The sequence below is a fragment of the Vreelandella sp. EE27 genome, from assembly GCF_968206495.1.
This window is the reverse complement of sequence record NZ_OZ309109.1, coordinates 3,851,794-3,877,979: the sequence shown is the minus strand read 5'-3', so window position 1 is coordinate 3,877,979 and position 26,186 is coordinate 3,851,794. Positions and strand designations below refer to the sequence as shown.

Below are 26,186 nucleotides of genomic sequence, written 5' to 3'. Positions count from 1 at the left end.
CGCTAAGCATAAATGAAGACCCCGCCTCGTAGCGGGGTCTAGTTTTTTATGGGTATAACGTTTTTTTGCTATAAACCTTTTGATCACTATAAAGGTTTACGCCTCGCCTACCTCGCGTATCCCACCTTTGAAAAGCCTGCCAGCTCAGACTCGATCATGAGTCAACTGCTTGATATCCCGGTAATGGGCGTCCCACATCAGCACCGCTCCGGCCACGGCCCCGGGTAGCAAGAAAAGGTTGGCAAGCGGTATCCAGGTAATCAGCGTGACAAGCCCCCCGTAGCTCATGCTCGGCCACCAGCGCGCGGCCAGGCGTTGGCGCATGTCTTTAAAACTCACCTTGTTGTTATCCATGGGGTAGTCCAGGTAGGTGATGGCCATTACCCAGGCGGAAAAAAGCGCCCAGAGTAGTGGGGCCACTAAATTGAGCCCGGGTATCCAACTTAAAACGAATAGAAGGGCGGCGCGGGGCAGAATATAGCGCAGCTTGACCAGCTCGCGGCCCACCGCGTCCAAGGCCGTTTTCGCCAGGCCCCGGTCGTCCAGCGGCTCGACACCGGTGGCGCTGCGCTCTATGTGGGCGGCCAAAAAGCCGTAAAAAGGAGCGGCGATTAGATGCGTCACCAGCGTGAAGGTAAAAAATATCGCCACCAGCAGGCTCAAGACGAACAGCGGCCAGATCAGCCAGGAGAGCCAGTCAAGCCAGGCCGGTATGCTCGCCATGGCATGGTCCAGCCAGCCGGAAAAGCGCCGAGCGGTAAAGCTTGCAAGACTGATGTAGACGATCAGATTGATCAGGATGGGAAGAAATATATAGCGCCGTAGTCCTTTTCGATAGACCAGGCGGATGCCCTGGCTCAGGGCGGAGACCGCAGTTAGCATCGAGGATCCTTATAAATACGCCCGGGTGGAATGCCTGGGCGTATTGCAGGCTCAACGCTTTAAAAGGTCAAGGCTTTTTTAGCATCTGCTCATCGAGGCTGTCCGGCGCGGTGTGGCGAATATCGAGCCCCTTCACCAGGTAGACCACGTACTCGGCCAGGTTGTTGGCGTGATCGCCCACGCGTTCGAGCGCTCGCAGCACCCACATGATGCTCAGCACCGAGCTGATCGAGCGCGAATCCTCCATCATGAAGGTCATCAGCGAGCGCATGGCGCTGCCGTATTCATCGTCCACGGATTCGTCTTCGCGCACGACCTGCATGGCAAGTTCGGTATCGAAGCGGGCAAAGGCGGTGAGCGCGTCGCGCAACATCTTGCGAACGTGCTCGCTGATATGGCGCACTTCGACGAGGCCACGAATACCGCTGCTGTTGTCGGATAGCATCAGGGCGTTACGCGCGATCTTGCTGGCTTCGTCGCCGATGCGCTCCAAATCCGACGTAGCGCGAATCACCGCCAGGACCAGGCGCAAATCCGAGGCGGCGGGCTGGCGCCGGGCGAGTACGCGGGTGCACTCCTCGTCGATCTTCAGCTGCATGTCGTTGACCTGGCGGTCGTTGTCGCGCACTTCTTCGGCCAAGTGGCTGTCGTTTTCCATCAGCGCGTGTACGGCGTTTTGTACCTGCTTTTCTACCAGCCCACCCATCGCCATCAGACGGGTTTTCAGCTCTTCCAGTTCCTGATTGAACTGGCGCGAAATATGCTGGCTATGGGTATCGCTTGTAATATCCATCGAGCACTCCTGCGGGGATCGGCGCCGGGCTATGTGACCCGGCCGGTGATGTAGTTTTCGGTCCGCTGCTGTTTCGGGTTGGTAAAGACCTGGTCGGTCGGGCCGTATTCGACGAGCTCGCCGTCATTCAAAAAGGCGGTGTAATCGGATACTCGCGCGGCCTGCTGCATGTTGTGCGTCACCAGCACCAGGGTCAGCTCGTTTTTAAGATTGCGAATCAACTCCTCGATTTTGAGCGTGGAGATCGGATCCAGCGCCGAGGCCGGCTCGTCGAGCAGCAGTACGTCGGGCCTGACCGCCAGGGTGCGCGCGATCACCAGCCGCTGCTGTTGGCCGCCGGATAAAAGCCACGCCGAGCGGTGCAGGCGATCCTTCACCTCGTCCCAAAGCGCGGCGGATCTAAGCGCCCACTCGATGATGTCGTCGCGCTTGCGCTTGGGCAGGCGCCGCTCCAGGCGCAGGCCAAAGGCTACGTTTTCGTAGATCGACATCGGGAAAGGGTTGGGGGTTTGAAACACCATGCCCACTCGACGGCGAAGCTCGCTCACATTGATGTCCGCCTCGAAAATATCGCGCTCTTCAAGCTCGATACGGCCGTGGTGAACGGCGCTTTCGTTAAGGTCGTGCAGCCGGTTGAACGCGCGCAAAAGCGAGGACTTACCGCACCCGGAGGGGCCGATAAACGCGGTGACCCGGTGGCGCGGCACTTGCAGCGTTAGCGCCTTGAGCGCGGGTTTGCCGCCGTAGGTCAGGCTGAAGTCCTGAACGTTCAAACAGCGCTGTTCGGCGTCGAACGTCACTACCGGCGGCGGTGCGGCTTTCAAGGGCGCGGCCATGACTCTCCTCGTTGACGCCGTAAATAATGACGTAGAAATATGGCAGTTAGGTTAAGCACCAGCACGATCAGCACCAATAAAAGCGCCGTGGCGTAAACCAGCGGAATGGCGGCCTCGACATCATCGCCATGAAAAGCGGTATCAAATAGATGATAGCCAAGATGCATGAATTTGCGCTCGAGATGCAGGTAGGGAAACTCCCCGTCCAGCGGCATCTGCGGGGCCAGCTTGGCGACGCCGACCAGCATCAGCGGTGCTACTGCTCCCGCGGCCCGGGCCACGGCCAGAATCACGCCGGTCAGCATTGCCGGTGTCGCCATGGGCAGCACGACCCGGGTCAGCATCTCCAGGCGGGTCGCGCCCAGCGCCACGGCGCCTTCGCGCTGGGCGATGGGCACGCGCGCCAGGCCCTCTTCGGTGGCCACGATCACCACCGGTAGCGTCAGCAGGGCAAGCGTCAATGAGGCCCACAAAAGCCCGCCGGTACCGAACGTGGGCGAGGGCAGGGCGTCATCGAAAAACCACTCATCGATCGAGCCCCCTACGCCGTAAACGAAAACGCCTAGCCCGAACACGCCGTAAACGATCGAAGGGACACCGGCCAGGTTGCGCACGCCGATACGCACCAGCCGAGTCAGGCGATTCTGGTGGGCGATCTCGTTGAGATAGATCGCCGCCAGTACGCCAAAGGGCGTCACGATCACCGACATCAAAATCACCATTAAAAGCGTGCCGAAAATGGCCGGCCAGACCCCGCCGCCGGTATTGGCCGCCCGCGGGCCTTCGCTCAAAAACCGCCACACGCCTCGACCCCAAACGGCGGTTTTTTCCAGCAACGAGAGCGCATTGGGCGTCTGGAAGGCGCTGATGCTTGAAAGCGGCTGCACCAGGCGCTGCCCTTGGCTGGTGAGCAGTATTAGTTGGCCCTCCGGGCGGTGCTCCCGGGATGTAGCGACCAGCCCGGCAACGCGCGTTCGGGCGGCGGTGCCGGTTAGCCGCTCGCCTTCGAGCTCCAAAGCGCTCAGCCGACCGATGATATCCCCTCTGGGGCTTCGCTCGAGCCGTACCACGTCATCGGGGGTGGTCCGGCTTGTGATCTCGTCCAGCGCGATCCAGCGCCAGTCGGCGCCGGTTCGTTCGCGGTTGCCGGTAAAGTAAAGCCGCTCGTCGCCCTCGCTCTGGGGAATGGGGGCCTCGCGTATCGGCTGGCCGATCACCTGCTCGCCGGAGCGCAGCGTCAGCTCTTCGAGCGTGGCCGGCCAGAAATGCCCCAGCCCTTTGACGGTGAGCAGCGTGAGCAGCGTCGCCAGCATCAAAAGCGACAGCGCCACGCAGCCGGCGCAGAGCCAGGCCCACAGGGTGTCGCCGGGCCAAAAGCGGCGCTTGCCACCGCGTACCATCAGTACCCCCCCAGCCGCTGGTAGCGGCGGCGCAGGCGCTGGCGAACGACTTCCGCCAGGGTGTTGACCAAAAAGGTGAACATGAACAGCACGAGTGCGGCCAAAATCAGCAGGTGATAGGTCAGCCCGTCCGGCGGCGCCTCGGGCAGCTCGATGGCGATCGCCGCCGAAAACGAGCGCAGCCCCTCGAAGGGGCTCAGGCTCATGAGCGCGGCGTTACTGCTCGCCATGAGGACGATCATGGTTTCGCCCACGGCGCGGCCGGCGCCGATCATCACCGCCGAAAAGATACCCGGCCCCGCCATGGGCAGGGCGACCCTCCAAAGCGCCTGCCAGCGGCTGGCGCCGAGGGCCTGGGCGCCTTCCATCAGCGTTTGGGGCGTCCCGTAGAGCGCGTCTTCGGCCAGCGAATAAACGCTTGGAATGATGGCAAACCCCATGGCAAGGCCGACGATCAGCGTATTGCGGGTGGTGTAATCGATACCGAAGCGCTGATCCAGCAGCCGGGCCAGGTCGCCGCCCAGCCACTGCTGCTCGATCATGGGCGCAAGCCAGAGAGCGAGTGCCGCCATGACGGCGACCCAGGGCAGCAGCCAGAGCCCGGCCCGGTCGAGCGAGAGCCTTCGGCGCAGCGCTTTCGGCGCCCTATGCCATAAAACGCCTGCCAGCGCCGCGCTCAGGGGCAGCCACACCAGAAGTGTCAGCGCGCTGGCAAGGTGGTGCTCCACCCAGGGCGCCAGCACGAGCCCCGCCACGAAGCCGATGACCACGCCGGGCACCGCTTCCATCAGTTCCAGGGTTGGCTTGATCCGCGCACGAAGCCGCTCGGTCATGAAAAGGGCCGAAAAAACCGCCGCGCCCAGCGCCAACGGCACCGCCAACAGCAACGCAGCCAGGGCGGCCTTGAGCGTGCCCCAGGCCAGAGGCGACAGCCGCGCCAGCGAGAAATCGTCGAACCGGGTCAACAGCGGCAGCGTTTCCCATACCAAAAACACGCCGATAGCCAGAATCGCCAGCAGCACGCCAACGCCGGCGGCGGTGATCATGGCGATGGCTAAGCGGTCCTTGAGTGTTCGCCAGGACAAAGGCGCAGGCAAGGGAGGTCGCGTCATAGGAACATCTTAAGAGAGCGCGTAGGGTAACCGGAGTAAAGCATCAGCTCTCCTTAACGTAAGTCATTTTTATGTCAGTCGTGTGACAGCGACGACGTTTCGCGCTGCTCGTCAGTTAGCGGTACAAAGCCTGCGTCCCGCACGATTTGCTGGCCCTCGACGGACATGATCAGTTCGATGAAGGCCTGCTCGACCGGGGGCAGCGGCGTATCGGGAGCGGCGTTCACGTACAGGTACAAATCTCTTGAAAGCGGATACTCGCCGCTTTGGATCGTCGCCTCGGTGGGGAAGATCGCTTTGCCCTGGCCATTGATGATGCCCAGCGGGTGCACCATGGGTGTCAGGTGATGATAGCCGCTGTAGCCCATGGCGTCCGGCGCGTGGCCCACCGCGGCCACGACCGCCGAAGAGCCCGGGTATTCGCTGATGTCGGCCCGAAACTGCCCGCCGCACAGCGCCCGCTGGCGGAAAAGATCGAAGGTGCCCGAGGCCAGGTTGCGCCCGCTGAGCGCGATGCGCCCATAAGGCCACTGTGGCGGTGGCGTGATGTCGGCCCAGCGACGAATCGGCGTGCTGGCCCCGCAGGCGCGAGTGGTGGAAAAGATGGCGTCCAGCGCCTCGGGGGACAGCGCGTTCAAGGGGTTGTGTCGGTGCACCACCACGACCAATGCATCCCGGGCGACGCGCAGTTCGCGTGGCGGATAGCCGTAGCGCGCTTTGAAGCGGGCACGCTCGCCTTCGCTCATGGGCCGCGACATAGGGGCGAGGCGCGTCGTCCCCGCGGTGAGCGCCGACGGTGCAATCGCCGAGCCGCCCGCCTGAAACTGCACGTTGATATCCGGATGGCGCGCGGTGAGCGCCTCGCCCCAGCGCAGCACCAAACTCGCCATGGTGTCGGAGCCGGTCGCCCCCAGGGTGCCGCTAATCGGCGCGCTCGCAAAGACCGGCGCGCTGAGCCAAAGCAGCAGCCAAAGTGCAAGGCTTACGTATTTATTGGCTGGGCGTAACCCGCGACTGTTCAAACGATCCACCTCTTGTGATTAGCTGACGCCGGATGCTAACCGTGCCATCATGTCCGCATCCTGTTACAAAAATACGTTACAGCCGTCTTTTACAAAAATAAGCCTTTGAAGCGACCCGACTATGACACCGCTTGAACATGACCTCGACGATGCGCCTGCTCCGCTTGGGCAGTTGACGCTAAAGCTACTGGCTTCGCGTCAGGATACCAATCTTTATGGCGATATTGCCGGCGGCTGGCTGGTCAACCAGATGGACCAGGCCGCGGAGTTGGCGGCCGGCCGTGAAGCGGGCGGGCGCACCGCGACGGTTGCGATCGAGTCGATGGACTTTCTAAGCCCGGTACGGGTGGGCTCGATGGTCAGCGTATACACCCAGGTACAGGAAATCGGCCATAGCTCGATCAAAATCGATGTCGAGGTGTGGGTGCGCCCGCCCCAGGGGCGCACCCTCGAAGAGCGCCAGAAGGTGACCGAGGCCCGCTTCGTGGTCGTGGCCCTGGACGATAACGGGCGTATTCGCGCCGTGCATAGCGACTAGCGCGACCATCAAAAAGGGCGCCCTGGGCGCCCTTTTGCGATGCTTTGACGCCTGAACCTAGGCGCCGATGCTCTCGCGGCCTTTGAAGTAGGCGTACTCGCCGATATCGCTGAACGGGCGCATCAACTGCTGGAACGCCGAGTAGGATTCGTAGACGCGGCGCGACTCTTCGTCGTTTTCGGTCTGGCGCTGAATCACTTCTTTCGATGATTCGAACAGCGCCTGCATGACGTCGTCCGGGAAGGTGCGCAGTTGAACGCCGTGCTCGTCGACCAGGGTTTCAAGCGCTTGGGCGTTATGGAAGGCGAACTCGGTGAACATGGCCAGGTTCGAGGCCCGGGCGGCTTCGCGAATCACCGCCTGCAGATCTTCCGGCAGTTCGTTCCAGGCGTCCAGGTTGATGAAACTTTCGACCAGCGCACAGGGCTCGTTCCACACCGAGGTGTAGTAGTAGTCGGCGACCTGGTGGAGACCGAAGGCCATATCGTTGTACGGGCCGACCCAGTCCGCGGCGTCGAGCACGCCGGTCTGCATCGAGGTAAAGATCTCGGAGCCTGGCATGTTCACGGTGCTCACGCCGATGCCGTTCATCGCCTCACCGGCAAGACCGGGCAGGCGCAGACGAAGGCCCTGCATGTCGTCCAGCGAGTTGATCTCTTTTTTGAACCAGCCGGCCATCTGCGGGCCGGTGTTGCCCACGGCGAACGGCTTGAGGTTGTGGTTGGCGTATACCTCGTCCCAAAGCTCCTGGCCGCCGCCGTGGTAGATCCAGGCGTTCATTTCGGTGGTGGTCATGCCAAACGGCACCGCCGTAAAGAACTGCGCCGCCGCCACCTTACCGCGCCAGTAGTAGGGCGTGGAGTGGCCAATCTCGGCGGTACCCGCGGACACTGCATCGAATACTTCGAGAGCCGGGACCAGCTCGCCGGCGCCGTGTACGCGAATACGCATGCGGCCATTGGAGAGCTCTTCTACTCGGCGGGCGAAGTCGTTGGCGCCGGTGCCCAGCGCCGGGAAGTTTTTCGGCCAGGAGGTGACCATATCCCAGGTGTAGGTTTCTTGGGCCTGGGCGCTGCTCACGAAGGGGGCGGCGGCGACACCAGCGGCGCCGAAGCCGGCGGTTTTAATGAATTGGCGGCGTTGCATGAGAGGGGATACTCCAACAAGGTCTGTTTTTTTATAGTTGCACAAAGGCGCAAGCGTCGCTTGTGAGTATGCGCCAAAGGGGTTTTGTTGGGCAAGTGAGCCTAAAGCGGGGTGAGCTTGGCAAAACCGAGCACCAGCCACTTGTCGCCTTCGCCTTCGAAACTAACGTGCACCCGGGCCCGCGCCCCCTGGCCTTCGGCGTTGAGGATCATGCCTTCGCCGAACACCGGATGACTCACGCGCTGGCCCACGTGAAGTTCCGGAAGCTCCCCGTCGCTCTCGATGGAGGTCTGCGCGTAGTTGGGCCGCGCCGAGGCGGTGACCGGGCGGGCGACGTGGCCGCGCAGGCGTACCTCTTCGAGCAGATGCGGCGGCAACTCGCGCAGAAACCGCGACGGCCGGGGGAAGACCTCCTTGCCGTGCAGCCGCCGCGTTTCGGCGTGGGTCAGGTAAAGCTTCTGCATGGCGCGGGTCACGCCCACGTAACAAAGCCTTCGCTCCTCTTCCAGGCGCCCCGGCTCCTCGACGGACATCTTGTGCGGGAAGAGGCCCTCTTCGACGCCGGCGATGAACACCACCGGAAACTCCAGACCCTTGGCGGAGTGCAGCGTCATTAGCTGCACGCTGTCCTCGAACTCCTCGGCCTCGTGGTCGCCGGCGTTGAGCGCGGCCTCGGACAGAAACGCTTCCAGTGCGGTCATGCCTTCGCCGGCTTCCGGCGTCTCGAAGGCGTCGCCCTGGGTGAAGGCCCGCGCCGCGGTCACCAGCTCGCCCAGGTTCTCCACTCGCGCCTGGCCCTTCTCGCCTCGCTCGCTCTTGTGATGCTCGATCAGCCCGGTGTGCTCGATGACGTGATCGATGATCTCGTAAAGCGAGAGCCCTGCGGCGTCGTTGTCGAGCTGCTCGATCAGGTTGGCGAATGTCTGTACGGCGTTACCCGCGCGGCCTTTCAACGTGCCATCACCGACGGCGTCGTGCAGCGCCTGCCAGAGGGAGACGCTCTCCAAACGCGCCCGGTGGCGCAGGATTTCCACGGTACGTGTGCCGATACCCCGGGTGGGCACGTTGATCACCCGCTCCAGTGAGGCGTCGTCGTCACGGTTGAGCAAAAGACGCAGGTAGGCCAGGGCGTTCTTGATCTCCAGGCGCTCGTAGAAGCGGTGGCCGCCATAGATGCGATACGGCATCCCCTGGCGGATCAGCGTCTCCTCGATCAGCCGCGACTGGGCGTTGGAGCGGTAAAGAATCGCCACGTCGCGCCGGTTCACGCCTTCGTCGACGCGCTCCTTGATGGTGTCGACGATGTAGCGCGCCTCCTCCAGGTCGTTGAAGCCGGCGTAGACCGAGATCGGCTCGCCTTCGACGCCGTCGGTCCAAAGATTCTTGCCCATGCGCTCGCTGTTGTGGCTGATCAAGGCGTTGGCGGCGTCGAGAATGGCGCTGGTGGAGCGGTAGTTCTGCTCCAGGCGCACGGTATGGGTCTGGGGGAATTCGTCTTCGAAGCGGCGGATGTTCTCGATTTTCGCCCCGCGCCAGCCGTAGATCGACTGGTCGTCGTCGCCGACCGCGGTCATCGGCGTCTGCATGCCGGTCAGAAGCTTCAGCCAAGCGTACTGCAGGGTGTTGGTGTCCTGGAACTCGTCCACCAGCACGTGGCCGAAGCGCTCGCGGTAGTGGTTCAAAAGCGCCGGGTTGTCGCGCAAAAGCTCCAGGCTTCTAAGCAAGAGCTCGCCGAAATCGACCAGCCCGCCGCGCTCGCAGGTGAACTGGTAACGCTCGTAGAGTTCGACCATCTGGCTCAGATAACCGTCGCCGTCCACATTGACCTGGTGCGCTCGCAACCCCTCTTCCTTGCAGCCGGAGATGAAGCTCTGCACCTGGCGCGGTGGGTAGCGCTCGTCGTCGACGTTGTAGTCCTTTAGCAAGCGCTTGACCAGGCGTAGCTGGTCGTCGGAGTCGATGATTTGAAAGTTCTGGGGGAGTTTCGCGTCCTGCCAATGGGTGCGCAAAAGCCGGTGGGCGATGGAGTGAAAGGTGCCCACCCAGACGTGGCGCATGGAGATGCCCAAAAGCGCTTCCAGGCGCGTGCGCATCTCCCGGGCGGCCTTGTTGGTAAAAGTAACGGCGAGCAGCGCGTAGGGCGAAAGGCCCTCGGCCTGCATCATCCAGGCGATGCGATGCACCAGTACCCGGGTTTTACCCGAGCCCGCCCCGGCGAGCACCAGTAGATTGCCCTGGGGGGCGCTGACCGCCTCGCGCTGCGCGGGGTTGAGCTGATCGAGAATCGCCGTCACGTCGTCCATGGTAGCCGCTGCCGGTTTGCAAATGGGCCGACAGTTTAACACAGCCCGGCCACTGGACGACCATACAGTGCGTGCTAGCTTTCGTCCGGGTAGCGCAGCGTGTTCAAGCTCTTCTTCACCGCTTTTAACTGCTCGGCAAGCTTCGGCCCGCGGGTTTTGGCAACGCCCACCGCCAGCACGTCGATCAGCACCAGATGCGCAATGCGCGAGCTAAGCGGCGTGTAGATCTCGGTATCTTCGTGGACATCGATGTAGAGCGGCAGGCTCACCTCGTCGGCCAAAGGCGACTCGCTCGGGCAAAGCCCGATCACCGTGGCGCCGGCTTCCCGGGCCAGGCGAACGCTTGCCACCAGCGCCTTGGTGCGCCCGGTTTGCGAGATCGCCACCACCACGTCGCCTTCCTGGAGCGTGACCGCGGACATGTTCTGCATATGCGGGTCGGCGTAGGCGGACGTGGAAATCTGCAGGCGGAAGAACTTGTGCTGAGCGTCGAAGGCCACCGCCCCGGAGGCGCCAAAGCCGTAAAATTCGACCCGGTTGGCCATGGCCAAGGCGTTGACCGCGCGGCCGAGGGCGTCGTTATCCAGCCGGTCGCGCACCGATAAAAGCGTACCCACGGTGGAGTCGAAAATACTGTGAGAGAACTCCGCCACCGAGTCGCTATCGTTCATCGAGAACTGGGCGAACTGGCTGCCCGAGGCAAGCATCTGCGCCAGCTGCAGCTTGAAATCCTGAAAGCCGTTACAGCCCAGCGCCCGGCAAAAGCGCACCACCGTGGGTTCGCTGACGCCGGCTTCCGTTGCCAGGTCCACGATGCGCATGTGGATCACTTCGTCGGGGTTACGCAGGACGAAGCGCGCGACTTTTTGTTCGGAGCGGCGAAAGTGCTCCATGCGGCGTCTCATTTCATCGAACAGGGCGCGACTCACGGTGAGCTCCTTGATTATTCGGTACACGCTACGATCCCATAGCGTTTTCGACAGTATGCCTGACCCAAGCGCGTTATGCGCCGTCAAGCCGTTCGCCATTCCTGCGTGGCGCTTGCGCGTTTAAAAGCCGTTAAAGCTTTTCTTTCCGGACCGTCATCATTTTGTCAAGTAGGTTATAGTAATAAGTGACGTGCCGCACTGCATCATAAATAGTGGTCACGGATGCAGGTGGACGAACGCCGATTCACCTGAGGGAGCATCGATTATGAAAAACGTCGAACGCTTGACGTCGCTTAAAAGCGAACTGCTCGAACTATTCATGGGAATGGAAGTCGCCGAACACACGCAGCGCCGGAGAAGCGCCGCCCAGCGCAATCTGAAGGCGCGCCGCGGCATCGAGCTGCACCGGGAGTCACAAAAACTTTCCCGAGACATCGCCCCGCTGCCGGACGACGAGGAGCTGGCGCACCGCGCGCTTCACTAGCGCGTAACGGGTTAAAGCGCCGGGTCCAGCCTTGCGCAGATACCAAAAGGCCCTGCCAATGGCAGGGCCTGATAAGTGGCCGACATCCGTTTTGCCAAGCGGCTTAGATGAAGCCCGCCACGAACACCACAACCACGCCAATCGGTGCCACGTATTTGGTCAGCAGATTCCAAAGGCTGTAGTCGTACACGTCCATGCCAAGCTCCTTGCGCGACTCTTCCTTGTCCAGGCAGAGCGAGTAGAACACGATCGCGCCCAGGCCGGTCAGCGGCAGCAGAATCTTGCCGGTGAAGGTGTCCAGGAAGTCGAAGATGTTCAGCCCGAACAGCAGCACGTCCTCCCACACGTTGAACGACAACAGCGCCGCCACACCGACCAGCCAAACGGCCACGGCACTGACCAGCGTGGCGCCCAGGCGACCAAGATGCGTGCGCTCCTCCAGGGTTTCCACCACCGGTTCCAGCAGCGAAATCGCCGAGGTGAGTGCTGCGAAGGTCAACAGCAAAAAGAAGCCGAGTCCCAAGAGGCTTCCGCCGACCATGTTGCCGAACGCGATGGGCAGCGTAACGAAGATGAGGCCAGGGCCGCTGGAGGCATCGAGGTTCGTGGCGAAGACGATCGGGAAGATCGCAAGGCCCGCCAACAGCGCGATGGCGGTGTCGAGGACGATGACCGTCCGCGCAGTACTCAGCAGGTTGACGTCCTCACCCAGATACGAGCCATAGGCCATCATGATGCCCATACCCAGCGACAGCGTGAAAAAGGCTTGGCCCATGGCGGCCAGCATGACGCCGCCGTTGAGCGCGCTCCAATCCGGGGTGAACATGAAGGCGAACGCCTCACCGAAGGAGCCGCTCACCGCGCCGTAACCAACCAGCACCAGTAGAAGGACGACCAGTGCCGGCATCAGGATGCGCGCGGCGGCTTCCAGCCCTTTGGTAACGCCGCGGGCCACGATGCCCACGACCAGCACCATAAAGAGCGTGTGCCAGATCAAAAGCGAACCCGGATCGCCCAGCAGCGCGCCGAAGGCTGCTTCGCTGGCCTCGGCGTCCTGGCCGCTGAACGAGCCGGCCACCGCATTGATGGTGTAGTTGAGCGACCAGCCGCCGATCACGCTATAAAACGACAGGATCAAAAACGACGCCAGCACGCCGCTGATACCCACCAGCGCCCACCGACGCGTGCGGCCATGGCGTTTGGCGAGATCCGCCATGGTGTTGATCGGGTTTTTCTGACCACGCCGGCCGATCATCCACTCCGCCACCAGAATCGGTAGGCCCACCAGCGCCACGCACGCCAGGTAAACCAGAACGAAGGCCGCACCGCCGCTTTCACCGGTCAGGTATGAAAAGCGCCAAATATTCCCCAAGCCAACCGCTGAACCAGCGGCCGCCAGCACAAAGCCCATACGCGATGACCATTGTGCATGTGCCAGTTTTGCCATACATCACCCAAGGTTTTCAGTTTGTAATAAGCTTTTTTAAGCTAACGCCCCCACTCGATAACATTAAGTGGCTATCGAAAGTATGCGCAATTTATATGAACAGCGCCCACCATGCCAGCGTCCGCCGGTGCCCGGTGGGCAATTCCTCACGCTGAAGGCTCGGCTAGAAGAGCGGTGTTTGGGTGTCGCCGGGGAAGGTAGCCAGTGCAGGAAGCGAAACCTGTTCGCACAAGGCGTTATAAAGCATTTGTGCCATCTGGGGCGACTCGCGGTTATCCGCTGTATGCACAAACAAGAAAGGGGTTTTCCCCTGATTTATCCACAGGTTGATACGCGCTATCCACGGCGTGAAATAGTCCTTGTTGATCGCCTTGTCAATGTGCCCGATGAAACGAATGACCGGCTGATTCGCCGTTGAAAGCACGTGTAGCGGGAGTTTCGGCTTTTCCTGACGCGCTTTGTCAAGCCCCGGATGGCGTTGGTCCGGCGTTGAAAACACCGGGCGCACATCCAGCATTACGCGGTTAGCCGAATAAGTTATCAACAATTGGTTAAGCGCTTTTTCCGCGGCGCCTTTCTGGAAAAACTCGGGGTGGCGTACCTCGACGGCGCAGGGTAAATGCGCCGGCCACTGGGCGAGCAGCGCCTCCAATCTGGGTAGCTCCTGAGCGCCGAAATCCCGGGGCAGTTGCACCATGGTGGGCCCTAGCCGGTCGTGCAGCGGCGTCAAGGCGTCGAGAAACGCCCAGGCGTCGCCGAGCGAGCCCAGCCGCTGGTCGTGCGTTACTCGCGCGGGCAGTTTGAAGCAGAAGCGAAAGTGCGCCGGCGCCTGACGCGCCCAAGCCGCAATGGTGTCGCTCTTCGGCGCCCCGCTGTAAAAGGTGGTATTGCCCTCGACACTCGAAAATACGGTGGCGTAGTCGCTTAAAAGCTCCGTTTTCGCGTGGCGCGGGTAAAGGCTACCTTGCCACTCCTGGTTGGCCCACATGGGCAGGCCAAGGTAAAGGGGAGGAGGCATACTCATCAGCGGACACCCTTTTAGTGAAGCGCAGCTTTCAAGCGAGATTTAAACGAAGGTTAACGCGTAATGGCGGTGCGTATCTGCGCGGCCTTTTGCTGTAATAGCGGCAGATACTCCTTGAGCAGCGTGTCCATATCGACACGCGCCGCATTCGTGCTGATATTGATCGCCCCCAGCAGCCTACCCGAGGCGTCAAAGGCCGGTACGGCAAGCGAGCGTAGACCGGAGTCCAGCTCCTGGTCGGCAACCGCGTAGCCCTGCTCGCGAACGGCGTGAAGCCGCTTTTTGAGCGCCGTTTTATCGACCAGGGTCTTGTCGGTGTAGCGCTTTAGGGCGATGCGCTCCAGATACTCCTCGAGCGCCTGCTCAGGGAGCTGGGCAAGTAGAACGTGGCCCATCGACGTATGCGCCGCCGGCAGGCGAGTGCCGATGGAAAGCGTAATGGCCATCAAGCGATGAGGCGCCGCTGAACGCGCGAGGTAAATGACCTCGTCACCGTCGAGCTGGCCAAGCGAGGAGGACTCCCCGGTCCGGGCGGTAATGTCTTCCAGGAACTGCTGGATAACGCTACGATAATTGTTCGCGGAAAGAAACGAATAGCCCAGCTGCAGGACTTTGGGCGTCAGCTCGAAATAACGCTGGTGCTTTCGCACGTAGCCAAGCGCGTGCAACGTGAGCAAAAAACGCCGCGCCTTGGCGCGATTCATGTCGGTGCGCGCGGCCACTTCGCTCAAGGTCATACGTGGATGCGCATCGTCGAAGGCCTGAATGACCTCCAGGCCACTGGCCAGGGCAGAGACAAAGTCACGGCTATCGGGCGTGAGCACATCGTCCGGTAAAGAGTCTTTCATAGCGAAGGGGTCACCGTTGGCACGCGGTTATAAAAAAGCTAATGTAACATAGTGTTCGAATAGCGAACAATTATTCGTTAGTCTGCTCCAGCACCCTCAACCCGCCATCAAGGAAGCCATCTACTATGGGTCACAAAAAGGTAACGGTACTGCACGGGCCGAACCTCAATCTTTTGGGCACCCGCCAGCCCGATATCTATGGCCACGAAACCCTGGAGGACGTGAACAACCGGCTGCGCGAAGCGGCGCTGCAGTCAGGGTGGGAGGTCAACTGCTTTCAAAGTAATCACGAAGGCGCGCTGATCGATGCGATCCACACTGCCCGGCAAGACGGGAGCATGGCGATCATCATCAATCCGGCGGCCTATACCCACACCTCCGTTGCCATCCTCGATGCACTCAACGCCTTCGAAGGGAGGGTCATCGAAGTGCATATTTCCAACGTGCACAAGCGCGAAAGCTTTCGTCACCACTCCTACGTGTCATTGCGCGCTGACGGGGTGATCGCCGGGCTTGGAACACAAGGCTACCTGGCGGCGCTTGAGGCCATCATGAAAGCGTCCAGCACGCTCTAGAGCGCCAGCATCGGTATGCTCAGCAGTAATGCTATGAACAGGCTCAGCGTGAAAAAAGACGCAATCGTCGCCATTAACATCGCGGCTGCACTCATATCGCCAACGCCGTAGCGCTGCCCGAACAGGGGATAGATGCTGATCATCGGCGCCGAGGCAAATAGAACGGCGCCGACGATATAGATTGGCTCGATGTTGGGTACCACCAGAAAGGCCGCGAGCACGATAAGCGGATGAAGCAGCAGCTTGCCAATCACGATCAGGCTCACGTACCGGGTCAGTCCTTTCGGCCTTAAACCGAAAAGCGCCCCGCCAATCACGAAAAGTGCCGCGGGCCCCGCCGCTTCGGCCAGCATGTCGATGGGCGTTAGCAGTGTATCCGGCAGGGGTAAGCCCGAAACGGCGAAGCTCAAACCGATTGCTAACCCCGCCAGCACGGGATTTTTAGCCAGATTGAAGGCGGTTTTCTTGAGTGTCGTACTTAGGCGCGTGCTTTTTTGTGTGGCCATTTCTGCCAGTATGAGTGCGGCGGGGATGATCAACAGATTCTCGATCATCATATTGAGTGCCAGCAGCACCGCAGCCGGCGAACCGATGACCATCGCCGCCACCGGATAGCCAATAAAGCCGCTATTGGATGCCGACATTCCCAGCGCTTGCATAGCGCCTATCTGCAGCGGCTCGTGCCGGCGCTGCATGCTGATGAAGAGGCCGATGCCGAACACCAGCACGGATCCTGCGCCGTAAGCCACCAGATAGTTGATCTGAAGAATCTCTTCCAGCGGCTGTTGATTGAGCGCACGTATCATAAGCGCGGGTAGCGCAAGGTACAGCACGAAAATCGCAACACCCTGCATTTGATCCGCCGTAATGAGGCCGCTTCTTCTGGCGATATAGCCGGTACCGATCAACAAAAAAATAGGCGTTGTAATTGCGAGGATGGCGAGCATGGTGATCCTTTCAGCTTATGAAAGCGGACGGCCGCTTTATCCACCGCCAGAACTGCCTTGGCACCTGCGTCTTGTCAATCAGTTGGATGAATCAAGGGGCGCCGGCGTGGTGACGAGCCGCTCGATATAATGCTGTCGCAACGATATGACGTGTGGGTCGATCCTGTCGGCGCTTAGGCGATCCGCGGTAAAAAACCGAAAGGCGTCCACGCCCTGAAATACAAACAGCTCTACCCCCGAGAGCGTATCGGCGCCCGCTTGGCCGGCAGCGGTCAAAAGCTCGGTATGCGCGGGGATGTAGACGGCATCGAACACCCAGTGTTGCTTGCCAAGTCCAGCGGTAGCGATGGGGCAGCCGGGATGATTGATATGGCCAATCGGGGAGCAGTTCACCACGCCCTGCCAGCCAGGCAGCCCTTGCTCGGCCTGTTCTGGAGTCACGCACACCGCGGTGATCCCCATGGCCCCAAGGTCGCGGGCCAGGCTTTCGCCGCGTGCGCTATCGCGCTCCAGGATATGCACGCACGTTGCACCCAGCTCGCCCAGCGCGCACGCTACTGCGCGGCCCACGCCGCCAGCACCGACCAGCAGTACATCGCCGGCGAGGCGGCTGCCGAACGAGTGGCGATAGGCGCTGATAAAGCCGGTGTAATCGGTGTTCTCCGCACGCAGGCCTTGCGCGTCGAACAGTAATGTATTGGCGGTACCGACCCGCTTGACGCCTTCGCCGCGAATGTCGGCTAGCTGTGCGGCTCTTTCCTTGAAAGGAAAGGTAACGTTGGTACCGCGGTAGCCCTCGGCGCACAAGGTCTGTATGGCCGTGGGGAAGTCGAAGTCATCGACGCCACGGCTATCTACCAGGTCATAGCGTACCGTTTCGCTCAGCGCGGCCCCCAAGCGAACATGCAAGTCGGGCGACTGCGATTTGGCAATGCCTTCTCCTACCAGTCCGAGTTTGATCATGCTTGATTCTCTTTCACGTTATGAGGTCTCACTTATTGGGCGATAGCGTCGATCTCGGCTTCCAGACGCTGCTGGGCCGTTACCCGAACGAAGGCGTTGGGCGCGCCGAGTCCCTGATAGCCGTCGCGCTGTACCAGTTCGAAGAAGAACGCCTTGCGCCCCGGCTGGGTGTATAGCTGGTGGAAGTCGCCGCTGCCGTCCTGGTCGAACAGAATATGGTTTTCCTCCATCCACTCGCGGGTCTGCGCGGGCAGATCGAAGCGTGCGGCCAGGTCGCGGTAGTAGTTGCCGGGGATCGGTAGGATCGGTGTATTCGCCTTTTGAAGCGTGGCGCTGGTGTCGCGCAAGGTACGGGTTTGCAGGGCGACGTGGTGAATGCCCGAGCCGCCGTACTGGCGGACGAAGCGATTGCTGGCGGTATCCGGCGACGCGCTGGCATTCAGCGCCAAGCGGAAGCGGCCGTTGTAATTTTGCAGTACCTGGCTTTGGATCAACCCGCGGGGGTCGGTCACATCGAAGGAGGGCGTGATTTCCAGCTCGAAAATGGCGCGGTACTGCAGCATGAGCGAAAGATAGTCGTGATACGACAATGCCACGCTGATGTGGTCGATATCGATGATGGCGCTTTGAGGTACCGGCCGAACATCGATAGTGAATTCGCGATCCCAAGTACGGCTTAGCTGCGAGTCATCGATAATGTAGGAGAGACTGCCGTCCACATTGCGCAGCGCACTCATGCGATGGCTCGAGCCGACTTCTTCGGGTTCGACGATATCGTAGCCCAGCTTGTCCGCTCGTTTGAACGCCTCGTACGCGTTGCCCACTTTCAGACCAATGGCGGTAATCGCGGTCGCATCGCGTCCGGGCACCCGGCCGGTGAAGCTGGACTCGGTATTGATCACCAGGTTGACGTCCCCCGCTGCCCAGCGTTCGGCATCAAGGGTATGGTGGCGGCCTACGCAGGAAAGCCCTAGCGCGGCAAGCTGCTCGCGAAGTGGCGCCAGATCCGCCGGTTCGACAGCGATTTCAAGAAAAGCGACCGACTCGACGGGCTGCGGCGCGGGAATGCCGCTGTCTTTTTGCATGCTGCGCAGTAAATGGTAGGAGCGCAAACCGTCGCGAGCTGTCTGATCGCTATGCCCCATACGAAAGACATCGTTGAAGATTTCGTGGGAGAGCGGGCCGTCGTAGCGCGTCTCTTCTAGCATGGCCATGAACGCATTCATCTGAAGCTCCCCTTGGCCTGGAAAGCAGCGGTAGTGGCGGCTCCAGGAGAGATGGTCCATGGAGAGCCGCGGCGCATCCGCGGTCTGCACCAGAAAGATATTGTCGCCCGGAATGCGCCCGATGGTGCCCAGTTCGGTCTGGCGCGAGAAAATATGGAAGGTATCCAGCACCAGGCCGACGCTTGGGTGCGCGGCGCGGCGCACCACTTCCCAGCTGTCGCGATAGTCGTGAATATGGCGACCCCAGGCCAGCGCCTCGTAAGCCACGCGCAAGTTGCGACGCGCGGCGCGCTCCCCCAGTTCATGAAAGTCGTCGGCGGCCCGGCTCATGCCCGGCAGCGAATCGGGGTGGGTCGTACTGCACGTCATCAATAGATCCGTACCCAGCTCCTCCATCAGATCGAACTTGTGCTCGGCGCGATCGAAGGCCTGTTCACGGGCATGCCCTTGGAGCCCTTCGAAGTCGCGAAACGGCTGCAGCGTCACGAGCTTGAGCCCGCGCGAGCGAATCAGTTCGCCGGCTTCGCGCGGCGTGCCGGTAAAGGCGGTCAGGTCGTTTTCGAATAGCTCTAGTCCTTCGAAGCCCGCCTCGGCGATGGCGTCGACCTTCTCTTCGAGTGAGCCACTCAAGCACACCGTGGCAATGGATGAATACATGACATCGTGCTCCTTGCCGTCTGAAAACAGCAGTCGATAAAATCAGTAGCCCGCCAAGCGCGGTAGAAAGGTAACCAGCGCGGGTACGAACGTAATCAGCAGTAGAATCAGAAACTGAACGGCCAGCATCGGCAGAATGCGGCGAATGATGCGGCCCATGCCAACTCCGGAGACCGAGTCGGCCACGAACAGACATAGCCCCATGGGCGGCGTGATAAGCCCCATCATCAGGTTGAAGATCACCACGATGCCAAAGTGCAGCGGGTCGATCCCCAGCGCCATGGCAATGGGGTGAAGAATGGGCACCAGCACCAGAATGGCCGCGATACCCTCCAAAAACAGCCCCACCACCAGCAGCAGTCCAATGACGGCAATCAGAAAGGCCCACTGGGTATCGATATTCATGAGCGCCCATTCGGTGAGCATATTGGGCACGCGCTCGAAGGTGAGCACCCAGTTGGCGGCCGCCACCGCGCCCATGATCAGCATGATGACGGCGCTATCGCGCATGGCGCGCGCGAAGATGGCGGGCAGGTCGACGAGCCGGATGTTGCGATAGAGCAGCACACCCAAAATCAGGGCGTAGACCACCGCGAAGGCAGCCGCCTCGGTGGGCGTGACGATACCGGCCAGAATGGCCCCGACCACGAAGACCGGCATGAGCGCCGGGAGCAGGCCGTGAAGAATCGCGTGGCGGCGCGACGGTACTTTTGACGTCGAAGCGCCCAAGTCACCGGCAAAGAAGTAGACGTAGACCGAAAGCCCCAGGGCGAGCAGAACGCCGGGCACGATACCAGCCAAAAAGAGTCCGGGTACCGAAACACCCGATACCGTCAGGGCATAGATGATGACCGGAATACTGGGCGGAATGATGGGCCCTATCACCGAAGACGCCGCAGTGAGCGCAGCGGCAAAGTCGCGTGGATAGCCTTGTTTTTCCATCGAGGGAATAAATACTCGCCCCAGCGCCGAAGTATCGGCAATCGCCGAGCCGGAAAGCCCGGCAAAAATGACCGATGCCCAGATATTGACGTGGGCAAGCCCGGCCTTGAGTCTGCCCACGATGGCGCTGGCCAGGTTGATGATGCGATGGGTAATCCCCGCCTCGTTCATCAGCTCGCCGGCCAGAATGAACAGCGGGATCGCCAGCAGGGGAAAGGACTCCAGCCCGCCGAAAAGCTGCTGCGAGACGATGCGGATATGGTAGGGCAGATCGCCGGTACTCATCAGCACTGTTAGCGTGCCAAGAATGGCAAAGGCGAACGGCACGCCGAGCAGAACGAGGGCCAATAGCAGCAGGAAAATCATGGGGCGATCTCCTCTTTGGCGGGCGTGTTCAGGCGTAGCGCAGCCATTACCAAAGCAGAAAGGCTGAGCAGCCCGCCGCCCACCAGCATGGAGGATTGAAACAGCCACATCGGCATGCCCGTGCTGGCTGAGGTGCGTCCGCCACGGGAGCTAATGAATTCAACGGCCGACACGATCAAGCCAAGGCCGACGGCCAATACTACAAGGTCGATCATGATGGACTGCCAGCGTTGCCAACGGGCGGGTAAAAAACGCCGTACAAGATCGAAGCCGATGTGCTTGTCCTGTAAATACGCCCAAGCCATGCCGAACATGAGGCCGTAAATCATCAGGTAGATCGCGGTATCTTCTCCCCAGCTGATAGAGCCACCGTAGGTGTAGCGGGCAAAGGCGTTACCCGCGACCAGGATAAAAATAAGTATCATGGCAAGGCCCGCCAGGCCGCCATTGAGAAGGATCAGGCCACGATGTAGCCGGATGAGAAGACAGGACATGAGAGCACCTTCAAGGGTTGGTCAGGCACACGAAATGGCGAGTGGGCCGTAGGCGGCCCACTCGCAAAGCGTTTTGACAAGGCAGACTTAAAAGCGCAGTGAGGCTTCTTCAACGGCTGAAGAGAGGCGGTCGATCCACTCGGAATCGTCGCCCAGTTCATCGCGAAGATAGGCCTGAACGGGAGGTTGCGCCGCCTCGCGGAAAGCTTCCATCTGCTCTTCGCTTGGCTGGGTCACTTCCATGCCTTCGGCCTGGAGTTTGGAGATGCCTTCTGCCGAGTTGAACTGCTGAATAACGCGCCCCGTCGTACCTGCGACGACGGCGGCGCGTTTAACCGCGGCCTGGTCTTCAGCGCTCAGCGACTGGAAAATCTCGTCGTTGATCAATAGGTGGTCGACACCATAAACGTGACGGTCGAGCGTCAGGTAGTCCTGGAACTCGTAGAAGTTGTTACCAAAGATCACCGAAATAGGGTTTTCCTGGCCATCGACCAAGCCCGTGGCCAAAGCGGTCGGCACTTCGCCCCAGGCAATGCCTTGAGGCTCCGCCCCCAGCCCGCGCACCATTTCCAGGTAGAGGGGAATGGTCTGCACACGGAATTTCAGACCACGCATGTCTTCCGGTGAGTGGATTGGACGTACGGAGTTGGTGAAATGGCGAAAGCCCGTTTCACCGTAAGCCAGCGTACGTAGGCCTGTCTGCTCCAGACAGTGCTCGGCAAGCGCCGTACCGAATTCGCCATCCATAACGGACCAGGCCACCGGCGCCGACGGAAACGTATATGGCATGTCCGTCACGGCAACGGCTGGGCAGAAGTTGGCGTAAGCGCCGGATACCATGGCGAGGCTAATCGTGCCATCCTGAGCACCTTCGATAAGCTCGGTTTCACCACCCAGCGAACCCGCCGGGTAGAGCTCTACGGTCAGGTCTGTTTCGGCTTCCACGAGATTTTTGAAAACCTGCCCCGCCGCGCCTTTTTTCGAGGTGGTCCAGTCATCGGGGTCCACGTGGGCGAACCGGAGTGTCTGGGCGTTTGCTTGGGCGGCAGCGGCGAGCGTGATGGTGGCAATAGCGGCAGTCAGGGTGCGCTTCATGGCTGTGAGCTGTGGCTGTTGAGACATTATTGTTGTCCTCTTTTCAGACTGTTTTAGGGGGATAAAAGTCTTTTTTAATAGGCGTGCTAAGGCGTTTTTCATTCTTTTTAAAACAATGTACGAAATGGTACGTTCAGTCAATATAAGGCATACTAGACCAAAGACTACCATCACAATAATAGGCACCTTTATGGCATCTCCTACCAACAGATCCGGCGTTAGCGGCGGGCAAGCTCGGCGTAAAAATGACCCCGAATCCGTACGCGCGGATATTTTGGCAGTCGCTACGCACGAGTTTTCCGAAAAAGGCCTTTCCGGGGCGCGAATCGACGAAATCGCTGAAAAAACCCGTGCCTCCAAACGCATGATTTATTATTACTTCAAGGATAAAGAGACCCTTTATCTGCATACCCTCGAGGCGGCCTATCAAAAGGTTCGTCTTCAAGAGACGGAGCTTGCGCTCGACCACCTGCCGCCCGTTGAAGCGTTGAGCCGATTGGTGCGGTTCACCTTTTGTCATCATGCGCAAAATCCCGATTTCATCCGCCTGGTCATGATCGAGAATATTCATCACGGTCGCTTTTTAGCGCAATCAGACCTCATTCAGTCGCTCAATGCGGGTGTTATCGACGTGCTTACCGATGTTTACGATCGTGGCGTGGAGGCGGGCTGTTTTCGCGGCGGATTGGATGTGCGTGAACTGCACTGGTTGATCAGCGCGCTGTCGTTTTTCAATGTCTCCAACCAGCATACGTTTTCACGTATTTTCGAGTGGCAGCAGGCGGCGCCTGAAAACCAAAACAAGCTTGAAGAGCACGTCACCGAAATGGTGTTGCGGTATGTACGTCACGATGAAGTACCGCGCCCTCAGTGAGTGGCTATAGCCTTTAACGCACCCCTTGCAAACCAGTAGCTAGAGGGTGCGTACATGCGCATCTCTCACTTAACCACTGACTGTTAACAGAGCGAATATTGATACCGTTTTTCATTGAGAGCGGTTTTTACGCTATTTTCATGCTCTGAATAATCGTCATTGGAGCCCCATACCCATGCCCGCCCCCTTCTTTAAGCACCCCTTCATGAGCCAGAGCGCGCTTTCCACCTGTGACGAAAACGCCATGGTACGCGCCATGCTGGCCTTCGAGCTGGCGCTGGTGGAGATCCAGGAAGCCTCGGGGGCAGCGCCCGAAGGCGCAGCCCTGAAAATGCGCGAGCAGCTCGAAAGCGCTACCTTCGATACCGTCGAACTCGCCGAGGGCATCGCCAGCGGCGGTAACGTCGCGATTCCGTTCGTTAAGCAGGGCCGGGGGCGACTCGGTGACGACCTCAAGCGCTACTGGCACCAGGGCGCCACGAGTCAGGACGTGGTGGACACCGCGCTCATGCTCCTGCTCAAGCCGCGTCTCGAAGCGCTCGATCATGGGTTAAAGCGCTGCCGGGCCGCGGCGGTTTTGCTCATGGAGGCCCACGCTGAGACGCCCATGGTGGGGCGCACGCTGATGCAACAGGCGCTGCCGATCACCTTCGGGGTCAAGGTGGCGCACTGGGCCATTGGGCTGGAGCAGGCGCGCCGGCGTTTGGCAGAGGTGGAGCTCCCGGTTCAGTTTGGCGGCGCCGTGGGCGTGCACTCGGGCTGGGGGGATCACGGCCTTGGCTGGATGGACGCGTTGGCCAAGCGGCTGGGGCTGGCGGCACCGGTGCTACCCTGGCACACCGACCGCTACCCGGTTCAAAGCCTGGGCGCCGCGCTTGATGGCGTCGCAGGGGCGGTCGAGCGCATCGCCCTGGATATTTCGCTGCTGACTCAGACCGAAGTCGGTGAAGTGGCCGAACCTTCGGCCCCCGGTATGGGCGAGTCCTCCTCCATGCCGCATAAGCGCAATCCGGTGCGCTGCGCGTTGATTCGCGGCGCCGCCCGGCAGGTACACGGCCATGCCAGCGTGCTTTCGAACGCGGCGGCGCAGCCTCTGGAGCGTGGCCTGGGCGAGTGGCATGCCGAGTGGGCCCCGCTCACGGAAAGCGCGCTATTGGTCGAGGGCATGCTGGAGCAGGCCGCGGTGCTGCTCGAGGGGCTGGAAGTGAACCCGCAAGCGATGCGGCGCAATCTGTCGGCAACCGGCGGCGGCATTATGGCCGAGCCGGTCGCGCGTTTGCTGACACCCGCGCTGGGGGCAGAGCGGGCAAAGACGGTGAGCGCCGAAGCCGCCGAACGAGCGCGCAAGCAGGAGCGCCCCTACGCCGAGGTACTCGCCGAGTACGCCGACGTGGCAAACGCCGTTAGCCAACAGGCACTGGAGAAGGCCTGTGATCCCGCTTTATACCTTGGTAGCAGCGTCGCCCAGGTAAGTCGCGCTAAGGATTGGCTGGAAAAATCATAAGCAAATGAATTATATGGATTAATTAAGCGGAGTTTAAAAAGGGCGCCGGTTATCGAAGCGCTACCGCCATGGCCTGGGGTTTGACGCTATTCGCTTAGCGCAGTAACTTGTTCGTATAAAGAATGTATGTTCGTTATGTGAACAAGTTGTCAGAGATGGCAATTCCCTGCTAAGAGGCACCCCCTATGGCCGAGTTTCTCAGCCTGCATGACGCGGTGGCGCGCTACGTCGAAGACGGCGCGACCGTGGCCATGGAAGGCTTTACCCACCTGATTCCGTTTGCCGCGGGTCACGAAGTGATCCGCCAGCAAAAGCGCGACCTCACCCTGATCCGCATGACCCCAGACATCATCTACGATCAGTTGATTGGCGCCGGTTGCGCCAAAAAGGTGATCTTTTCCTGGGGCGGCAATCCGGGCGTTGGTTCGCTTCACCGCCTGCGCGACGCGGTCGAGAAGGGCTGGCCTCGCAAAATCGAGATTTTGGAGCATAGCCATGCCGCCATGGCCTGCGCGTTCGAAGCCGGTGCGGCGGGGTTGCCGCTGGCGGTGCTGCGCGGCTACGTGGGAAGCGAGTTGCCAAGCGTGAACGACCAGATCAAGTTCATCGAGTGCCCGTTCACCGGCGAGCGCCTGGCGGCGGTACCGTCGGTGCGCCCGGATGTCTCGATCGTGCACGCCCAGCGCGCGGACCGCCAGGGCAACGTACTGGTGGAAGGCATCGTTGGCGTTCAAAAAGAGGCCGTACTGGCGGCCAAACACAGTATCGTCACGGTGGAAGAGATCGTCGACGACCTGGCGACCCACCCCAATGCCTGCGTGATTCCGGGCTGGGCGATCAGCGCCATCGCGGTGGCCGAAAAGGGCGCGCTGCCCTCCTACACCCACGGCTACTACGGGCGCAGCAACCGCTTCTACAAGGAGTGGGACGCCATTGCTCGGGACCGCGATACCTTCACCCAGTGGCTTGACGATAACGTCTACCCGGCAGGGGAGAATGCCCAATGAGTCTTGAGTACACCTCGTCTGAAATGATGACGGTCACCGCGGCCCGGGCGCTGGAGAACGGCTCGACCTGCTTCGTGGGCATCGGCCTGCCGTCGGAAGCCGCCAACCTGGCGCGGCTGACTCACGCCCCGGATGTCGTGCTGATTTACGAGTCCGGCACGCTGCAGACCAAACCCAACGTGCTGCCGCTCTCCATTGGTGACGGCGAGCTGGCCGAAACCGCGCTGACCACCGTCGCCGTGCCGGAGATGTTTCGTTACTGGCTACAGGGCGGGAAAATCGACGTCGGTTTTTTGGGCACCGCCCAGATCGACAAGTACTGTAATCTCAATACCACGCTGATTGGCGACTATCGCGAACCCAAAGTGCGCCTGCCCGGCGGCGGTGGCGCGCCGGAGATCGCTACCAACGCCGGGGAAGTGTTCATTACCTTGAAACACTCCAGCCGGGCCTTCGTCGAGCGGGTCGATTTCGTGACGACGCTCGGTTTTGGTCGCGATGGAAAGGGGCGCGATAACGTCCCCAACATCGGCAAGGGGCCCACCCGGGTGATCACTGATCTGTGCGTGATGAAACCCGACCCGCAGACCAAGGAGCTGGTGGTGGTGTCGCTTCATCCGGGGGTAACCCGGGAGCAGGTGCAGGAAGCCACCGGCTGGGAAATCCGCTTTGCCGAGCAGCTTTCGAGCACCCCGGAGCCAAGCGACAACGAGTTATCAGTTCTGCGCGAGCTGAAAGAGCGCACCGACCGCGCCCACGCCGGCCAGTAGGC

Annotated in this window: 25 protein-coding genes; 7 read left to right on the top strand and 18 right to left on the bottom strand. The window is 60.8% G+C overall.

Annotated features, from left to right (window positions below):
- Positions 1-144: 144 nt before the first annotated feature.
- The 6 genes from cysZ to ACWHVV_RS18100 form a co-directional block, all read right to left on the bottom strand.
- Entirely contained in the window at positions 145-882 is a 738-nt protein-coding gene (gene cysZ / locus ACWHVV_RS18125) for a sulfate transporter CysZ (protein WP_447927463.1), read from the bottom strand.
- A 67-nt stretch (positions 883-949) separates the two neighbouring features.
- Positions 950-1,675 carry a phosphate signaling complex protein PhoU gene (gene phoU, locus ACWHVV_RS18120; protein ID WP_447927462.1) on the bottom strand — a complete coding sequence of 242 codons (726 nt, stop codon included), beginning with the start codon at positions 1,673-1,675 and terminating at the stop codon, positions 950-952.
- 29 nt (positions 1,676-1,704) lie between these two features.
- The gene (pstB, locus tag ACWHVV_RS18115) at positions 1,705-2,511 is read right to left on the bottom strand and encodes a phosphate ABC transporter ATP-binding protein PstB (RefSeq protein WP_447927461.1); all 807 of its coding nucleotides are present in this window, start codon (positions 2,509-2,511) and stop codon (positions 1,705-1,707) included.
- Positions 2,496-3,911, bottom strand: coding sequence for a phosphate ABC transporter permease PstA (gene pstA, locus ACWHVV_RS18110; RefSeq protein WP_447927460.1), 1,416 nt, complete (start codon positions 3,909-3,911; stop codon positions 2,496-2,498). The genes pstB and pstA overlap by 16 nt, the downstream gene beginning before the upstream one ends.
- Positions 3,911-5,023: an ABC transporter permease subunit gene (locus ACWHVV_RS18105; RefSeq protein WP_447927459.1), complete on the bottom strand. Its 1,113-nt coding sequence runs from the start codon at positions 5,021-5,023 to the stop codon at positions 3,911-3,913. The genes pstA and ACWHVV_RS18105 overlap by 1 nt, the downstream gene beginning before the upstream one ends.
- A 74-nt stretch (positions 5,024-5,097) precedes the next feature.
- A complete protein-coding gene (locus ACWHVV_RS18100; protein WP_447927458.1) occupies positions 5,098-6,045 on the bottom strand; it encodes a PstS family phosphate ABC transporter substrate-binding protein in 948 nt (315 codons plus the stop codon).
- A 121-nt stretch (positions 6,046-6,166) separates the two neighbouring features.
- Between ACWHVV_RS18100 and ACWHVV_RS18095 the strand changes: the two genes are divergently transcribed.
- Complete coding sequence (locus ACWHVV_RS18095; protein WP_447530389.1) at positions 6,167-6,583, top strand: acyl-CoA thioesterase; 417 nt, start codon at positions 6,167-6,169, stop codon at positions 6,581-6,583.
- 57 nt (positions 6,584-6,640) lie between these two features.
- Here ACWHVV_RS18095 and ACWHVV_RS18090 read toward each other — a convergent pair whose 3' ends face one another.
- The 3 genes from ACWHVV_RS18090 to hexR all read right to left on the bottom strand — a co-directional run bounded on the left by ACWHVV_RS18090 (position 6,641) and on the right by hexR (position 10,961).
- On the bottom strand, positions 6,641-7,729 hold the full coding sequence (locus ACWHVV_RS18090; protein ID WP_447927457.1) for a TRAP transporter substrate-binding protein: 1,089 nt from the start codon (positions 7,727-7,729) through the stop codon (positions 6,641-6,643).
- A gap of 101 nt (positions 7,730-7,830) precedes the next feature.
- Positions 7,831-10,032, bottom strand: a complete 2,202-nt coding sequence (uvrD, locus tag ACWHVV_RS18085) for a DNA helicase II (RefSeq protein WP_447927456.1) — start codon at positions 10,030-10,032, stop codon at positions 7,831-7,833.
- Between the two features lie 74 nt (positions 10,033-10,106).
- Complete coding sequence (hexR, locus tag ACWHVV_RS18080; protein WP_447530386.1) at positions 10,107-10,961, bottom strand: transcriptional regulator HexR; 855 nt, start codon at positions 10,959-10,961, stop codon at positions 10,107-10,109.
- Between the two features lie 265 nt (positions 10,962-11,226).
- Here hexR and ACWHVV_RS18075 point away from each other — a divergent pair, with 265 nt between their 5' ends.
- Positions 11,227-11,445: a PA3496 family putative envelope integrity protein gene (locus ACWHVV_RS18075; RefSeq protein WP_447927455.1), complete on the top strand. Its 219-nt coding sequence runs from the start codon at positions 11,227-11,229 to the stop codon at positions 11,443-11,445.
- Between the two features lie 103 nt (positions 11,446-11,548).
- On the opposite strand, the gene ACWHVV_RS18070 is transcribed toward ACWHVV_RS18075, so the two are convergent.
- From ACWHVV_RS18070 to ACWHVV_RS18060, 3 genes are all read right to left on the bottom strand, one after another.
- Complete coding sequence (locus ACWHVV_RS18070) at positions 11,549-12,892, bottom strand: sodium-dependent transporter (RefSeq protein WP_447927454.1); 1,344 nt, start codon at positions 12,890-12,892, stop codon at positions 11,549-11,551.
- 163 nt (positions 12,893-13,055) lie between these two features.
- Positions 13,056-13,910 (bottom strand): DUF72 domain-containing protein, encoded by an 855-nt coding sequence (locus ACWHVV_RS18065; protein WP_447929186.1) that lies wholly within the window; start codon positions 13,908-13,910, stop codon positions 13,056-13,058.
- A 59-nt stretch (positions 13,911-13,969) separates the two neighbouring features.
- Entirely contained in the window at positions 13,970-14,764 is a 795-nt protein-coding gene (locus tag ACWHVV_RS18060) for an IclR family transcriptional regulator domain-containing protein (RefSeq protein ID WP_447927453.1), read from the bottom strand.
- A 125-nt stretch (positions 14,765-14,889) separates the two neighbouring features.
- Here ACWHVV_RS18060 and aroQ point away from each other — a divergent pair, with 125 nt between their 5' ends.
- Entirely contained in the window at positions 14,890-15,339 is a 450-nt protein-coding gene (gene aroQ, locus ACWHVV_RS18055; protein WP_447927452.1) for a type II 3-dehydroquinate dehydratase, read from the top strand.
- Here the strand turns inward: aroQ and ACWHVV_RS18050 are convergent.
- From ACWHVV_RS18050 to ACWHVV_RS18025, 6 genes are all read right to left on the bottom strand, one after another.
- Positions 15,336-16,286, bottom strand: coding sequence for an AEC family transporter (locus tag ACWHVV_RS18050; RefSeq protein ID WP_447927451.1), 951 nt, complete (start codon positions 16,284-16,286; stop codon positions 15,336-15,338). The two genes, aroQ and ACWHVV_RS18050, sit on opposite strands and share 4 nt — an antisense overlap.
- Before the next feature lie 78 nt (positions 16,287-16,364).
- Complete coding sequence (locus tag ACWHVV_RS18045) at positions 16,365-17,249, bottom strand: shikimate dehydrogenase family protein (protein ID WP_447927450.1); 885 nt, start codon at positions 17,247-17,249, stop codon at positions 16,365-16,367.
- A gap of 32 nt (positions 17,250-17,281) precedes the next feature.
- Positions 17,282-19,132: a bifunctional sugar phosphate isomerase/epimerase/4-hydroxyphenylpyruvate dioxygenase family protein gene (locus ACWHVV_RS18040; RefSeq protein ID WP_447927449.1), complete on the bottom strand. Its 1,851-nt coding sequence runs from the start codon at positions 19,130-19,132 to the stop codon at positions 17,282-17,284.
- A gap of 42 nt (positions 19,133-19,174) precedes the next feature.
- Positions 19,175-20,440 carry a TRAP transporter large permease gene (locus ACWHVV_RS18035; RefSeq protein WP_447927448.1) on the bottom strand — a complete coding sequence of 422 codons (1,266 nt, stop codon included), beginning with the start codon at positions 20,438-20,440 and terminating at the stop codon, positions 19,175-19,177.
- Complete coding sequence (locus ACWHVV_RS18030; protein WP_447927447.1) at positions 20,437-20,934, bottom strand: TRAP transporter small permease; 498 nt, start codon at positions 20,932-20,934, stop codon at positions 20,437-20,439. The genes ACWHVV_RS18035 and ACWHVV_RS18030 overlap by 4 nt, the downstream gene beginning before the upstream one ends.
- Positions 20,935-21,021: 87 nt before the next feature.
- A complete protein-coding gene (locus tag ACWHVV_RS18025; RefSeq protein ID WP_447927446.1) occupies positions 21,022-22,056 on the bottom strand; it encodes a DctP family TRAP transporter solute-binding subunit in 1,035 nt (344 codons plus the stop codon).
- 97 nt (positions 22,057-22,153) lie between these two features.
- Between ACWHVV_RS18025 and ACWHVV_RS18020 the strand changes: the two genes are divergently transcribed.
- The 4 genes from ACWHVV_RS18020 to ACWHVV_RS18005 all read left to right on the top strand — a co-directional run bounded on the left by ACWHVV_RS18020 (position 22,154) and on the right by ACWHVV_RS18005 (position 26,184).
- The gene (locus ACWHVV_RS18020; RefSeq protein ID WP_447927445.1) at positions 22,154-22,903 is read left to right on the top strand and encodes a TetR/AcrR family transcriptional regulator; all 750 of its coding nucleotides are present in this window, start codon (positions 22,154-22,156) and stop codon (positions 22,901-22,903) included.
- A gap of 205 nt (positions 22,904-23,108) precedes the next feature.
- Positions 23,109-24,407, top strand: coding sequence for a class-II fumarase/aspartase family protein (locus ACWHVV_RS18015; RefSeq protein ID WP_447927444.1), 1,299 nt, complete (start codon positions 23,109-23,111; stop codon positions 24,405-24,407).
- A gap of 185 nt (positions 24,408-24,592) precedes the next feature.
- Positions 24,593-25,414, top strand: a complete 822-nt coding sequence (locus ACWHVV_RS18010) for a CoA transferase subunit A (RefSeq protein WP_447927443.1) — start codon at positions 24,593-24,595, stop codon at positions 25,412-25,414.
- Positions 25,411-26,184, top strand: coding sequence for a CoA-transferase subunit beta (locus ACWHVV_RS18005; RefSeq protein ID WP_447927442.1), 774 nt, complete (start codon positions 25,411-25,413; stop codon positions 26,182-26,184). The genes ACWHVV_RS18010 and ACWHVV_RS18005 overlap by 4 nt, the downstream gene beginning before the upstream one ends.
- Positions 26,185-26,186 lie beyond the last annotated feature (2 nt).